General features: G+C 45.2%; 17 protein-coding genes and 3 tRNA genes. 7 read left to right on the top strand and 13 right to left on the bottom strand.

The window, feature by feature from the left end; all coding sequences use genetic code 11:
* Positions 1-63 precede the first annotated feature (63 nt).
* The gene (locus tag AABA11_RS11645) at positions 64-261 is read left to right on the top strand and encodes a CPXCG motif-containing cysteine-rich protein (protein WP_265729533.1); all 198 of its coding nucleotides are present in this window, start codon (positions 64-66) and stop codon (positions 259-261) included.
* Between the two features lie 112 nt (positions 262-373).
* Here AABA11_RS11645 and AABA11_RS11650 read toward each other — a convergent pair.
* The 8 genes from AABA11_RS11650 to AABA11_RS11685 form a co-directional block, all read right to left on the bottom strand.
* Positions 374-460 (bottom strand) — tRNA-Leu (locus AABA11_RS11650).
* Positions 461-471: 11 nt separating this feature from the next.
* A tRNA-Cys gene (locus tag AABA11_RS11655) sits at positions 472-545 on the bottom strand.
* 22 nt (positions 546-567) lie between these two features.
* Positions 568-642: transfer RNA gene (locus AABA11_RS11660), tRNA-Gly, on the bottom strand.
* A 96-nt stretch (positions 643-738) separates the two neighbouring features.
* Complete coding sequence (gene pgsA / locus AABA11_RS11665) at positions 739-1,299, bottom strand: CDP-diacylglycerol--glycerol-3-phosphate 3-phosphatidyltransferase (protein ID WP_265729532.1); 561 nt, start codon at positions 1,297-1,299, stop codon at positions 739-741.
* Positions 1,300-1,344: 45 nt separating this feature from the next.
* Entirely contained in the window at positions 1,345-3,168 is a 1,824-nt protein-coding gene (uvrC, locus tag AABA11_RS11670) for an excinuclease ABC subunit UvrC (protein WP_338268106.1), read from the bottom strand.
* 18 nt (positions 3,169-3,186) lie between these two features.
* Entirely contained in the window at positions 3,187-3,828 is a 642-nt protein-coding gene (locus tag AABA11_RS11675) for a response regulator (RefSeq protein WP_265729530.1), read from the bottom strand.
* A 120-nt stretch (positions 3,829-3,948) separates the two neighbouring features.
* A complete protein-coding gene (locus tag AABA11_RS11680) occupies positions 3,949-4,755 on the bottom strand; it encodes a replication protein P (RefSeq protein WP_338268108.1) in 807 nt (268 codons plus the stop codon).
* Positions 4,664-5,401, bottom strand: coding sequence for a DnaT-like ssDNA-binding domain-containing protein (locus AABA11_RS11685; RefSeq protein WP_338268111.1), 738 nt, complete (start codon positions 5,399-5,401; stop codon positions 4,664-4,666). Before AABA11_RS11685 ends, AABA11_RS11680 begins: the two co-directional genes overlap by 92 nt.
* Before the next feature lie 302 nt (positions 5,402-5,703).
* Here AABA11_RS11685 and hpf point away from each other — a divergent pair, with 302 nt between their 5' ends.
* The 6 genes from hpf to AABA11_RS11715 all read left to right on the top strand — a co-directional run bounded on the left by hpf (position 5,704) and on the right by AABA11_RS11715 (position 8,305).
* Positions 5,704-6,021, top strand: a complete 318-nt coding sequence (gene hpf / locus AABA11_RS11690; RefSeq protein WP_338268113.1) for a ribosome hibernation-promoting factor, HPF/YfiA family — start codon at positions 5,704-5,706, stop codon at positions 6,019-6,021.
* Between the two features lie 171 nt (positions 6,022-6,192).
* On the top strand, positions 6,193-6,846 hold the full coding sequence (locus AABA11_RS11695; protein ID WP_338268115.1) for a Bax inhibitor-1/YccA family protein: 654 nt from the start codon (positions 6,193-6,195) through the stop codon (positions 6,844-6,846).
* Positions 6,847-6,945: 99 nt separating this feature from the next.
* Complete coding sequence (tusD, locus tag AABA11_RS11700; protein WP_338268116.1) at positions 6,946-7,338, top strand: sulfurtransferase complex subunit TusD; 393 nt, start codon at positions 6,946-6,948, stop codon at positions 7,336-7,338.
* A gap of 3 nt (positions 7,339-7,341) precedes the next feature.
* The gene (locus AABA11_RS11705; protein WP_265729524.1) at positions 7,342-7,689 is read left to right on the top strand and encodes a DsrE family protein; all 348 of its coding nucleotides are present in this window, start codon (positions 7,342-7,344) and stop codon (positions 7,687-7,689) included.
* A gap of 2 nt (positions 7,690-7,691) precedes the next feature.
* Positions 7,692-7,979, top strand: a complete 288-nt coding sequence (locus AABA11_RS11710) for a DsrH/TusB family sulfur metabolism protein (RefSeq protein WP_338268120.1) — start codon at positions 7,692-7,694, stop codon at positions 7,977-7,979.
* A gap of 5 nt (positions 7,980-7,984) precedes the next feature.
* Positions 7,985-8,305 carry a TusE/DsrC/DsvC family sulfur relay protein gene (locus tag AABA11_RS11715; protein WP_338268121.1) on the top strand — a complete coding sequence of 107 codons (321 nt, stop codon included), beginning with the start codon at positions 7,985-7,987 and terminating at the stop codon, positions 8,303-8,305.
* 126 nt (positions 8,306-8,431) lie between these two features.
* Here AABA11_RS11715 and cobA read toward each other — a convergent pair whose 3' ends face one another.
* From cobA to lolA, 5 genes are all read right to left on the bottom strand, one after another.
* Entirely contained in the window at positions 8,432-9,199 is a 768-nt protein-coding gene (cobA, locus tag AABA11_RS11720) for a uroporphyrinogen-III C-methyltransferase (RefSeq protein WP_338268122.1), read from the bottom strand.
* A 41-nt stretch (positions 9,200-9,240) separates the two neighbouring features.
* Positions 9,241-10,542 carry a serine--tRNA ligase gene (serS, locus tag AABA11_RS11725; RefSeq protein ID WP_338268124.1) on the bottom strand — a complete coding sequence of 434 codons (1,302 nt, stop codon included), beginning with the start codon at positions 10,540-10,542 and terminating at the stop codon, positions 9,241-9,243.
* 95 nt (positions 10,543-10,637) lie between these two features.
* Positions 10,638-11,009, bottom strand: coding sequence for a fluoride efflux transporter CrcB (crcB, locus tag AABA11_RS11730; RefSeq protein WP_338268126.1), 372 nt, complete (start codon positions 11,007-11,009; stop codon positions 10,638-10,640).
* A gap of 27 nt (positions 11,010-11,036) precedes the next feature.
* Complete coding sequence (locus AABA11_RS11735) at positions 11,037-12,377, bottom strand: replication-associated recombination protein A (RefSeq protein WP_338268129.1); 1,341 nt, start codon at positions 12,375-12,377, stop codon at positions 11,037-11,039.
* Positions 12,377-13,006 (bottom strand): outer membrane lipoprotein periplasmic chaperone LolA, encoded by a 630-nt coding sequence (gene lolA / locus AABA11_RS11740; RefSeq protein WP_338268131.1) that lies wholly within the window; start codon positions 13,004-13,006, stop codon positions 12,377-12,379. Before lolA ends, AABA11_RS11735 begins: the two co-directional genes overlap by 1 nt.
* Positions 13,007-13,035 lie beyond the last annotated feature (29 nt).

The following is a 13,035-nucleotide window of genomic DNA, read 5'->3' on the forward strand; positions in this document are numbered from 1 at the left end:
GTCTATGATCTAATCATAGAGGCCAAAAAAGCAAAGCAGCAAAAGAGAAGCAAGAGGCACACCATGAACGAAATCATCGAAAAAGACATTACTTGCCCATACTGCGGTGAGAGCATAGAAGTCATTATTGAAACTTTGGACGAAAGCCAAGAATACATAGAAGACTGCCAAGTCTGCTGCCGGCCGATCACCTTCAACATCGACACCGCTTTTGATGGATCTACCTCGGTATCGGTTCACTCAGAAAATGAGACGTTCTAAGAAGCACTAAAACAACATGGAGATATATAAAAAGAGAAAACTAAAAGGTGTTATAAATAAGTAAATCAGAAGGGATTTTATAAATTTCAGGCATAAAAAAAGGCACCATAAATGGTGCCCGGGACCGGAATCGAACCGGTACGCTCGTTAAAGCGCAAGATTTTAAGTCTTGTGTGTCTACCAATTTCACCACCCGGGCATATCTGATTTTGGAGGCCGGAGTCGGAATCGAACCGGCGTTCACGGAGTTGCAGTCCGCTGCATGACCACTCTGCCATCCGGCCTTCTATCAGATTATCTTTTGAATGGAGCGGGAAACGAGGCTCGAACTCGCGACCCCAACCTTGGCAAGGTTGTGCTCTACCACTGAGCTATTCCCGCGTCTCAAAAGACGGTGCCTATTCTATGTATTTGAGCTTTCACGTCAAGGAAAAAATCCAAATAAATAACTAACTTAGGCACTTTTTTCAAATCTGTTTAGTTTTTGTTCGACTCTTTGGACATGAGTTCTGGCCATGCGGCTTTTAGATAAATGTACATAGACCAAAGCGTTAATAAGGCCGCAGCAATTAATACCACCTCACCAATATGAGCCACCAGCGTGTCTGGACGGCTTCCTAGCAATATAAAAATCGCTAACATTTGCATGGTGGTTTTTAGCTTACCAATGTAGGACACAGCAACACTGGCTCGCTTACCCATTTCCGCCATCCATTCACGCAAGGCCGAAATAACGATCTCTCGCCCTACAATAACGGCACTGGCTAACGTCAACAACGGGTTGGCGTAACTCGCGACCAGCAAAACCAAAGCAATCGACACCATTAGCTTATCCGCCACAGGGTCAAAAAAAGCACCGAAGGCTGAGGTTTGATTTAACTTTCTTGCCAAATACCCATCCAACCAATCGGTGATAGCGGCCAAAGCAAAAATAACAGCACAAGTATGGTAACGCCCTTCCCATGGCAAATAGTAAATTACAACCAAAACAGGGATCATAAAAATCCGCACGGAAGTCAATATATTCGGTATGTTCATCTTATTCCTAATAATTACGCCAAGTGCACCAACACCCAGCCAAGCTTAACTTTTATGAAGGTAGAGATAAATTTCTTCGGCCTTTTTCGCACTAATGCCTTTCACTTTAGCAATGTTTTCCTGACTGGCCGACAGCAACTCTTGATAGCCACCAAAGGCCGTCAACAACTCTTTACGGCGATTCGGCCCAATCCCCGGTATGTCTTCCAATACTGAATGGCGACGTTTTTTATCTCGTCTACGTCTATGGCTTTTGACAGCAAAGCGATGCGCTTCATCCCGTATGTGCTGAATCAAATGCAACGCCGCAGAATCTGGTGGCAATACCACTTCGTCTTCTTTCGAACCAATGTACAAGGTTTCTAGACCCGGCTTACGAGTATCGCCTTTTGCGACCCCCAGTAAGAAAATATTCACCAACCCCAATTCTTTTAATACATTTTCCGCTTGCGTTAGCTGACCTTTACCACCGTCGATCAATAACACATCAGGCGCTTCTAACTCGCCACTTTTGACACGCTTATAACGACGCGTTAGGGCTTGTTTCATGGCACCATAGTCATCACCCGGTTCAACACCTTCGATGTTAAATGATCGATAGCGTTTTTTATCTGGTCCGTCTGGCCCGAATACCACACATGAAGCCACCGTTGCCTCACCACTGGAATGACTAATATCAAAACACTCCATGTGTTTAGGCGCTTCTGGAAAACCCAATAGTTTTTGCAGTGCTGTAATACGACTAAAATGATTGCGTTTATCAGACAAACGCGCCTGCAAACCCTGCTCCGCATTCAACTTTGCCAAATCCAGCCAACGAGCTCGCTGACCTCTGACATTGCTTAACACTTCTATTTTTTTCTGCGTGGTTTCAAAAATACCTGCCACCAGCGCATCACCGTCTTCTAGTTCATGACTAATGATAAGCGTCTTAGGTAACTCTTGAATACCACCCAGATAAAATTGCGCAATAAAAGACGATAATAACTCACCTTCACTGATTTCGATCGGCATTTTAGGGTAGTGACTTTTACTGCCAACGACTTTACCTTTGCGCACCATCATCACATGCACACACAAACCGCCGGGCTGAATAATAGACGCAAGCACATCAGCGTCTCCCGTTTGTCCGTATACATGCTGTTGTTCTTGAATGTGTTTCAGCTGAATAATTTGATCGCGTAATTCAGCGGCTCGCTCAAACTCCATGTCTGCGGCGGCCGCGCTCATTTGCGCAGTGATTTCAGCCGTCAGTTCTTGGTCTTTGCCTTGTAAAAACATGCGCGCGTGACGCACGTCCAAATCATATTGCTCGTCGCTGATCAGACCCACACAAGGCCCAGAGCAACGTTTAATCTGATACTGCAAACATGGGCGAGAACGATTCGAATAAGTGCTGTCTTCACACTGACGCACTTTAAACACCTTCTGCATGGTGTTTAAACTTTCTTTCACCGCACTGCCACTTGGAAAAGGGCCGTAAAGCGTTCCCTTATCCGTTTTATCGCCACGACGAAATAATAAGGCTGGGTGTGTGTGATTCGATAACAGAATATAAGGGTAAGATTTGTCGTCTCGTAGCAAGATATTGTACGGAGGACGATGTTGCTTTATCAGCGTTTGCTCCAAAAGCAGGGCTTCTGTTTCGCTTTTGGTTACCGCAATTTCTATGGTGTGAATACGACTTACCAAGGCCATGGTTTTAGTCGTCAATCCGGTGACGCGAAAGTAGCTCGCGACACGATTTTTAAGATTCTTTGCCTTACCCACATAAAGCAACTCGCCCTTCACGTCGTACATGCGGTAAACGCCCGGACGTGTCGTTAGGTTGCTAACAAAATGCTTTGGATCAAATTCTGAATGGCTCAAACAAACCTCGTTCTTCGCCTAACCCATACCAAGCACATTATAACGAATGGCCAAATGAATCAGCTCAACGTCACTATCAATACTTAATTTGGAAAAAATACGAGTACGATATGTACTCACTGTTTTAGGACTCACATTAAGCAACTCGGCGATTTCATTGGATTTTTTACAATCGATGATCATCTGAGCGACCTGCAACTCTCGATCGGACAACTGCCCTAGAGGCGAGCCTTCACCATCGATTGAAAATTTAGACAGCGCCATTCGCTGGGCAACGCTTTTAGAAATATAATGCTCACCTTTGGAGACAGCCTCTAATGCTTCTAAAATCTCTGAGGTTTTTGTCCCTTTTGTCAAATAACCTGATGCGCCAGCTTCAAGCAATTTCACTGGGTACAAATTGTCTTCTAACGCCGACAACGCGATGATTTTAATTCTAGGGAAGAGACGCTTAATTTCTTTTGTCGCTCCCAATCCACCAATGCCCGGCATATGGACATCCATCAACACAATATCCGGCTGCAGCGTCTTACTTTGCACTATCGCGTCTTCACCACAATGCACAACCCCAACCACATCCACGCCATTTACATCCTGTAAAACACGACTAATACCTTGGCTAACCACATCATGGTCGTCAACAATCAATACCTTTAACATAACAACCTCACCAAACTGTCCTATATATTGTGTCGACCTCACCTTAACAAGGTGAGGTCTCGCACACAGCATCCTGCTATTTACCAAATTATGTTATATAACAAACAGAAAGACACCCCATTATTCTGGCAAAGTGTCTTTGTAACCCATTTTTTGCAATGCTTGCTGACTCATTTCTCGATATCGAATACGCACACCCGTACCATGAGTCTTTTGAGTGTAATAAAGCAAAGGAACTATTTGCTCTTCTTCTACGCCTAACTCAGCCGCAATTCTGCTCGACAAGTCCTTTACGTTAAGCGTCTGCTTATCTTCGATCATAATAACCTTCGGAATCACCAAGCGTTCACCCGCAATAACGCGATCGACCACTTTTAAGTAGCTTTGCTCAAACAACGGCCAGCTAACTCGCTCTTCTTCCGATTTTAATTTGTACCAACCGGTGTCTGAACCTGCAAAAAACACCGCAGGATGACTCCATTTGTATTGCAAAGGATCCGTTCGACAAGCACAAGCTTCAAGATAGGCCGTACGCGGATCCGCTAAGCCATACGCTTTGTAGGCGGTATTAATCAATTTTAAAAAATCTGCAATGGTTGGCGGCCAAGCGTGAACTTCTTTGGTTCGCTCAACGGCGTAGGCTAGCAAAGGCTCTTGAAAGCCTTTCAGAGCAATCGCCCACTCACGTTTTGCTAATTTCACTTCATCTGTGGTGCTGTATGCCGAGGCAAATTTGTGCGTATAAATTGCTTTAAAACGAGCAAACAGCATATTTACTAAAACACGAGTTTGTTGCTCGGCCTCCGTCGGCCCCGACTCTCGCGCCGCACCATACTCACCAGTCTGTGTCGTGGATGTTGTTGAGGGCGTCGCTAACCTGTTCTCTAGAGGTTTTAGTAAATGTTGAACTGCCTGAGGTTCCTTCATATGAAGACCTATCCGATTGTTTGTATTGCCACTGACGTTTTACGTATTTAAAAAATTCGCTGTTCCAAGTTCTCACGTTTTTCCGCTGCTCTCTTATTCTGAGTAAGAACTCAGCCTGCAAAGACAACGCAAATTCACGGGCGATACCCGCTTGCCCTATTTGCTCTAATGTTGCCTCTTCAGGCTGCCACTGATCTGGCTGTCGAGCACGCTCTTTCTGTTCTAAATATAAATCGAAGTCCGTCACGCCGCGACGGTCATTCACAACCGGGGGCGAAAATGGCGCATCGTATTGTCGAGCAGGCTGTTTTGCAGGGTAACTTTTTGGCTGAGGGGTAAACTCTTCCGGTTTCTCCCGAGACGCTTTATGAAGACGATCCATCTTGCTCATTAATGAATCTTCTTTTGCCGTTATCTCTGGTGCAGGCGATACCGCTTGCGCCACTTTTTGAGAGGACGCCAATTGAATTTCGATCACTTCTTCCTGACGCTGAAAACTTAATAGCTGACTAATTTGCAAATTCGCCAATAAACGCATCAACATCGGCACTGTCCAGAACGGCAGCTGAGCACTCAGCCGGCTCATTTCCACACGCAATAGCGTTGAGTTAGCGAGGTACACCTGCTGCTTTAGAAAAGTAAGCAATACGGTTTCCTCTAAGCCTATCTGAGCCGCCATTGAAAATGATATCGGTAATGAATAGTCGTTATCCAACATAAATCTCGCTTCGCATAATTAGCACAACAGTTTATCAAAAGCCTTGCCCATAAGCACGACAACCTTCATGCAAAGCATTCATATTTGACAAGGCATCTAGGCAACTTTGACAGCATTCAAAAACCCACCTATGCTGAAACTACAGCAACATTGATTTCAATTTACCTGTCGTCTTTTTTAATTTGAACTCTGTTGTCTGCCCTGCGAACGTTACTCTGGAGGCAAGTAGTATGCACACTACCAAAATTTCTGGACACCATATCGACGTCACCCCAGCAATCAAAGACCATATTAATGAAAAGCTTGAAAAAGTATCCAAGCTGACAGACCAAATAACTTCCGTCAATGTCACCCTATTAAAAGACAGCAAATACCAAAAAGCAGAAGCCAGCCTGCATCTTCCTGGCAAAGATATTTTTGCGGCGGCGTCATCTGAAGACCGACTTTTTCACGCCATAGACGACATGGTTGACAAACTGGTACGACAAATAGACAAACATAAAACCAAACAAAGCAGCAGCGTCCACAAAACGTTGGAGCCCCATTAAACACCAAACTAAAAACACCAAACTAAACTGAGTCACAGTTTGACTAAAAAACACCGATGAATTCGGTGTTTTTTAGTATTTGGGGCTTAATACACAATCTCACTTGAAGTTTGGAACTTTCAGCCGCATATTAAGTCTATTGATAGTCTTAAACCCTAAAGGAGTTAACTCATGCGTTACACAGAAGCCCTTTCGACACATACGTCACAAGCGGCAAATAAAACGCTCCGCAATACTTACGGACTGTTGTCGCTTACCCTATTGTTCAGCGCCTTCACTGCGGGCTTGAGCATGGCTTTCAACTTACCCCATCCTGGTCTAATTATTACTCTAGTAGGCTTTTATGGTTTGCTTTTCCTAACACACAAATTTAAAAACAGCGCCGCTGGCATTCTTTGTGTATTTGCTTTGACTGGCTTCATGGGCATTACCCTTGGCCCCATCCTAAGCGCTTACATGAACATGGCAAACGGCGCGAGTTTGATCATGAGCACTCTAGGTATCACAGGTCTGTCATTCCTAGGCTTGTCTGCTTACGCATTGGTTTCAAAGAAAGACTTTAGTTTCCTTAATGGATTCATCACGGTTGGCTTCTTTGTACTTTTGTTCGCTGTAATTGCAGGAATCTTTGTCAAAATGCCTGCACTGCAAATCTTTATCTCTGCGGGTTTTGCACTTTTCTCTGCGGCAGTAATCTTGCTTCAAACCAGTGAAATCGTCCGCGGCGGTGAAACAAACTACATTATGGCGACCGTCAACTTGTATGTCTCACTGTACAATATGTTCCTAAGTGTATTATCACTTTTGGGTATGTCTCGCGACTAATCGCACCGTACCTCACTATAAAAGGCCGCTGACTGCGGCCTTTTTTGTGTGTAAACTTCACAAAATAACTTACAAAGTCCGTTCAAAGGTTAGATTGCAATGCAATACACGCTGCTCATCACAGGCTCACCTTATCAAAGCAAAGCCTGCCACTCTGCGCTTCGCTTTATAAAAGCCGCCGTCTCCAAATACCCAAATAGCATAAAAGGGGTGTTTTTTTATGAAGACGCTGTGCTTGTTGGCAGCCAAATAGCACAACCACCAAGAGACGAGATCAACCTCACTAAAGAATGGCAAGACATCGCTGAGCAGCAAAACATCCCTCTCTATTTGTGCATTGCCGCGGCCGTGAGACGCGGCATTGTTAACGAAAGTGAAAGCCGTCGTTATGCGCTGGAGCAACACACTTTGGCAAAAAACTTCCAGCTTGAAGGATTAGGAACACTTGTTGATCTAATGAACACCACCCATAAAATCATTCAGTTTAGGTAATCCATGAAACACACTCTCATTCACCTAAACGCCAGCCCTTATACAAGCTTAGCCTGCAAAGAAGGCTTAGACCTTGCCCTGGTTCTGGCCACGTTCGAGCAGCCTGTCGACTTATGCCTTTCTGGCGCGGCGGTAGCAATTTTGTCCGACAACCAACAGCCAACACCAGAACACGGTAAAAATCTACATAAGCTGTTAGCTGGTCTGGAGTTTTACGACATTGAAAACGTCTACATAGAAAAAGCCAACGCACAACTTGAATCCAATACAACTTGGCAGGGCGTGCAGCCGCTTGATGAAGTCGAGTGGCAAACGATGTTTTCACAATACCAACAGGTTTTCCGGTTTTAATTATGCGACTACACCAAATAAATCAACTCGATTACCCTGCAACACTCGAGGCAACGTGGCAAAACAGCGTGCAAGCTGGCGATCAAATACTACTTATTGAAGAAGGCTTTTTAAGAACCATTCAGCAGACTAGCGTGTTACAAACACTCATAAACGCGAAGCAAGCTGAGCTATATTATTTAAAAAGTGACGCAACAGCCTATGGCCTATCACCAAAGCTAGGCATCGCCCTCTCCGATGAAGAATGGGTCGAGTTAACCTTTAGCGCAGAATCAAACATTAGTTGGTAGTCGATATGACAGAAAGATCGTTAGTTTTAGACGAAGAAGGTTATTTGCTTAATCTGCAAAATTGGACACCAGAGCTTGCTAATCAATTGGCGCAAGAAGTTGACATTGAGTTAACGGACGCTCATTGGGAAATTATTCATTTATTACGAGAATTCTATCAAGAGTTCGAAGTTTCCCCTGCCATGCGCCCATTAGTCAAAGCGGTATCAAAAAAACTCGGCGCCGAAAAAGGTCGAAGCATATATTTAATGACGCTTTTTCCCGGTAGCCCGCCGAAATTGGCCGCCAAAATTGCAGGGCTTCCCAAGCCCGCAAATTGCTTATAAATCAGACCACAAACCATGTAGGTCGGCCTTTAGGTCGTCAAAAGCAGGATCACACCAAACCAGAACCTTTGACGCGCTAAAGCACGACCTACAACACCACCAAATGACATCCCACCACAACCACAACTAATACTTACCGTACCACTCTAATTTTTCCTGCAGCGTGACAACTTCACCAATAATCAATAAGGCAGGCGATTTGGCTTCGTTCACCACGGACACGTCATAAACATCTTGAATCGTGGAGGTAAAAACGCGCTGCTCCTTTGTCGTGCCTTTTTCAACAATAGCCACAGGCATAGACGGCTTCATACCAAAGCGAATCAAGGACTGACTAATATTTTTAAGGCCAGTTAAGCCCATGTAAATCACCAAGGTTTGTGCAGGATGAACCAACTCTTCCCAAGGCAATTCCGTCGTTCCGTCCTTCAAATGCCCCGTCAGAAAGCGCACAGATTGCGCGTAATCTCGGTGTGTTAACGGAATACCCGCGTACGCTGCGCACCCAGCGGCTGCAGTAACACCAGGAACGACCTCAAAAGGTACCCCCTCTTCAATAAGCTCTTCTAATTCTTCGCCCCCGCGACCGAATATAAATGGATCGCCCCCTTTCAGGCGCACCACCATAAGGCCTTCTTTTGCTTTGGCCGCGAGCAAACTGTTTATTTCTTCCTGTGGAAGGCTGTGCATAGACTTCGCCTTCCCTACGTACATTTTTTCTGCTGACTCAGGAATGAGCTCAATAATTTCTTTGCCAACCAAGCGATCGTATAAAACCACATCGGCCATTTTTAGCAAACGATGTGCCTTTAACGTCAACAACTCAGGATCACCTGGACCCGCGCCAATCAAATAGACCTTGCCCGTCATAATGTCAAATATCCACTCATACAAAAAAAGCCTCCTTTGAGGCTTTTTTATTAGAAAATGTAAGCTTACGCTTTTTTCAATACCGTCTTACCGCCCATATAAGGCACTAGGACATCAGGAACACGCACACTACCGTCTGCGTTTTGGTAGTTTTCAAGCACTGCCACCAATGTACGACCTACCGCCAACCCAGAACCATTCAAGGTATGTGCCAATTCTGGTCGGCCTGTTTCAGGATTACGCCAGCGAGCCTGCATACGACGAGCCTGGAAGTCCCACATATTTGAACAAGATGAGATTTCACGGTATTTGCCTTGGCCTGGTAGCCACACTTCAATATCGTAGGTCTTATGGGCAGAAAAGCCAAGATCACCGCCACACAAGATCACAGTTCGGTAAGGAAGCTCCAACTTCTTCAAAATAACTTCCGCATGACCAACAAGCTCTTCAAGCACTGCTTCAGAGCGGTCTGGACGACAAACATGCACTAGCTCAACTTTTTCAAACTGATGCTGACGAATCATGCCGCGAGTATCTCGTCCGTAGCTGCCTGCTTCACTGCGGAAACAAGGCGTATGAGCCACGAATTTTTTGTGCAAATCCGCGTCATTTAAAATCTCATCACGCACCAAATTTGTTACAGGCACTTCCGCTGTTGGGATTAAGTACAGGTCATTGTTACCGCTGTCTTTGTCCACTGGCACTTTGAACAAATCGGCTTCGAACTTAGGAAGCTGGCCTGTCCCTTTCAAAGAATGGGAGTTAACTAAATAAGGAACATACACTTCAGAATACCCATGTAAATCCACATGAGTATTAATCATAAACTGAGTTAATGCTCGGTGTAGACGAGCCAAATCAGAGTGCATCACAGCAAAGCGAGAGCCGGTAATTTTCACTGCCGCTTCAAAGTCCAACATGTCCATTTCTTCGCCAAGATCAACATGGTCTTTTGGCTCGAAATCAAACGCTTTAGGCGTTCCCCAACGACGAACTTCAACGTTATCGTCTTCTGACTTACCCTCAGGCACAGAAGCATGAGGCAAGTTTGGAATGCCTTCTAACAAGCTTTCTAGCTCTTCTTGAACTTGAGTCAACTGTGTTTTAGCCGCTTCAAGGTCATCACCCAGCGTTGCGGTTTGTGCTTTTAGCTCAGCCGCTTTGTCTTTGTCGCCAGACTTCATAGCCTGACCGATGTCTTTGGATACCGAATTTCGGGCTTGTTGCAACTGCTCAGTTTCTATTTGAATGGCTTTACGACGCTCTTCCAAGGAAGAAAAAGTCGCCACATCCAACTCATAGCCTTTCTTTTTAAGTTGAGCCGCAATGGCTTCTGGGTCAGCGCGTAATGCTTTAATGTCTAACATCGGTGCAACAATATCCTTCAAACAATGTATAAAAATAAATAAGGGCGTTTTCTGCCAGTCACTTGTACAGGTAATTCAACCAGCCGCAAAAAACATCAGAACAAACGGGTCACCGTCATACCGACTGCCAAACCTAATACCCCCAAAATGCAGCTCAATAATAAATAGCTTATGGCACTTAGCCAAGCCTGCATATTAATAAGCGCGACAATTTCTAACGAAAATGTCGAAAAAGTCGTAAATGCGCCCAAAAAACCCACCATAACCAAGGGGCGATAGGGTTCTAGTGATGGCATACGCTCACTAATCACGACGAACGCAACCCCCATTAATACGCAGCCCAGAACATTTATCAGCATCGTGGCAAATGGGAAATGGTGATGCCAATAGGAATTAATACACTTTGTCATGCCATAGCGACTTAGCGCGCCAAACGCGCCGCCCATAGCAATCATGAAATACATCATATTGTGTTCCTGTGGAGAAATAAGAAACTAGTCAGATAAAGGGTTGTAACGCTGCAACGGACTTTGATCATCCAAATCGGACAACCAAGCCAACTTATCATTAATTTTTTTCTCTAAGCCACGGTCTGTCGGCTCATAATAACGCATACTAGCCAACTCTTCTGGTAGGTAGTTTTCACCTGCGGCGTAGGCATGCGCTTCATTATGCGCATAGCGATACTCGTCGCCATGCCCCATACTTTTTGCTAGCGACGTTGGCGCATTGCGCAAATGCACTGGCACCTCATAACTTGGCTGCGCGGCCACATCCGTCATCGCCTGATTAAATGCCTTATAAACCGCATTACTTTTAGGCGCGCACGCCATATAAACAGCCGCTTGAGCAATCGCACGATTGCCCTCTCCTGGCCCAACTCGCTCAAAGACATCCCACGCGTTCAAGCCAATTTGCAACGCCCGCGGATCGGCATTGCCAATATCTTCTGAGGCAATCGCCAACAGACGACGCGCGATATACAAAGGGTCACACCCTCCGTCAAGCATTCTGGCCATCCAGTACAAAGCACCGTCTGGTGAAGAGCCACGAACCGACTTATGAAAGGCAGAAATCTGATCATAAAAAACATCGCCTTTACGATCAAAACGACGTACGCTGCCACCCAAAACATCTTCTAGTTGCTCCTGGGTTACCTTGCTATCGGGCTCTACCAAATCGGACAAAATCTCAAGGAAGTTCAGCCCTCGACGAATGTCACCATCTGCCGCTTGAGCCAATACAGACAAAAAATACTCGTCTATCTGAAAGCCATTATTCGTATCGTCAAGATTGAGCAGCGCTCGCTGCAACGCCAACATCACCTCGTCGGTGCTGGGTGTTTTTAGTCGGTACACCCGCGCTCTTGATAACAGGGCAGAATTCAATTCAAAGGCGGGATTCTCCGTCGTCGCACCAATGAATAAAAACGTACCATCTTCAATAAACGGCAAAAAAGCATCTTGTTGAGATTTATTAAAACGATGCACTTCATCAACGAATAAGACCGTCTGGACACCATTCATTTGGCGCAGATTTTTCGCCTGATCCACCGCCGCACGAATGTCTTTCACCCCCGACATAACCGCCGAAATCTCAATAAATTGCGCATCCAATGCATGAGACAACAACTGCGCAAACGTTGTTTTACCAACGCCAGGCGGCCCCCATAAGATGAAAGAGTGACAATGACCCGTTTCAACCATGCGTCTTAAAGGCTTTCCAGGGCCAACAAGATGTGACTGACCAATATAATCATCCAAACTCACAGGCCGCATTCTGGCCGCTAACGGCTGATACCCTCCTGTTGAGATGTCTGAAAACAGGTCTTTCATTACTGACCTTCTACAATAACATCGACATTGGCTGGCAAATCCAAGACAAAATTCTCTTTTGCCACGCCATCATGCGTTTCAACATTTTTAAATTCAATGACCGTGGTTTGGCCAAGCGCATCCACAATGCTCATTGCACTGATCACCTCGTCACGAAAAGACAAGGTCAAAGCTTGAAACAACTCTTGGTCTTCTTTTGGTTGCAAACGAAATTTCTCTTGCCCCAGTATCGCCACAGTATAGTGAGGTAAAACCTCGGCAGCGGGTCTGCCCAATAATGCCGCAGGAGAGTTGCCTATTGCGCCAGAAAGCGGCTTTTTGGTTGCCTGCTCTAAATCCACATCCCAGACAGTAATGTAGTTCCCGTCAGAAATAATGCGCTGTGAAAATGGTGTCACACTGTCCCAGACAAACTGATTGGGTTTCGCCAAAAGAAAAATTCCTTCACTGGCTTGAAGTTGCTTGCCTTTTTCATCGTAAGTCACCTGACGAAATTCGCCTTCAATATTGCGGTTCATTTCCAATAAACGCTCTATTGAATCCGAGGCGCTATCTTGAGCTTGCGCTGTCATTGCTTGAACACACACCATAAAACCAATAACCGCAACACCAACTATTTTTTTAACCAAAATACTTCTCCAAAAATACACAAACAAAG

The sequence above is a fragment of the Marinomonas pontica genome, assembly GCF_036322735.1.
Taxonomy (GTDB): Bacteria; Pseudomonadota; Gammaproteobacteria; order Pseudomonadales; family Marinomonadaceae; genus Marinomonas; species Marinomonas pontica.

Bases quoted from the DNA above. Each gene is read 5' to 3' on its own strand.
- AABA11_RS11695 (WP_338268115.1), top strand. From the start codon at position 6,193: ATGCGTTACACAGAAGCCCTTTCGACACATACGTCACAAGCGGCAAAT.
- hpf (WP_338268113.1), top strand. From the start codon at position 5,704: ATGCACACTACCAAAATTTCTGGACACCATATCGACGTCACCCCAGCA.
- AABA11_RS11645 (WP_265729533.1), top strand. From the start codon at position 64: ATGAACGAAATCATCGAAAAAGACATTACTTGCCCATACTGCGGTGAG.
- serS (WP_338268124.1), bottom strand. From the start codon at position 10,542: ATGTTAGACATTAAAGCATTACGCGCTGACCCAGAAGCCATTGCGGCT.
- pgsA (WP_265729532.1), bottom strand. From the start codon at position 1,299: ATGAACATACCGAATATATTGACTTCCGTGCGGATTTTTATGATCCCT.
- tusD (WP_338268116.1), top strand. From the start codon at position 6,946: ATGCAATACACGCTGCTCATCACAGGCTCACCTTATCAAAGCAAAGCC.
- AABA11_RS11710 (WP_338268120.1), top strand. From the start codon at position 7,692: ATGCGACTACACCAAATAAATCAACTCGATTACCCTGCAACACTCGAG.
- crcB (WP_338268126.1), bottom strand. From the start codon at position 11,009: ATGATGTATTTCATGATTGCTATGGGCGGCGCGTTTGGCGCGCTAAGT.
- AABA11_RS11675 (WP_265729530.1), bottom strand. From the start codon at position 3,828: ATGTTAAAGGTATTGATTGTTGACGACCATGATGTGGTTAGCCAAGGT.
- AABA11_RS11680 (WP_338268108.1), bottom strand. From the start codon at position 4,755: ATGAAGGAACCTCAGGCAGTTCAACATTTACTAAAACCTCTAGAGAAC.
- AABA11_RS11735 (WP_338268129.1), bottom strand. From the start codon at position 12,377: ATGAAAGACCTGTTTTCAGACATCTCAACAGGAGGGTATCAGCCGTTA.
- AABA11_RS11715 (WP_338268121.1), top strand. From the start codon at position 7,985: ATGACAGAAAGATCGTTAGTTTTAGACGAAGAAGGTTATTTGCTTAAT.
- AABA11_RS11705 (WP_265729524.1), top strand. From the start codon at position 7,342: ATGAAACACACTCTCATTCACCTAAACGCCAGCCCTTATACAAGCTTA.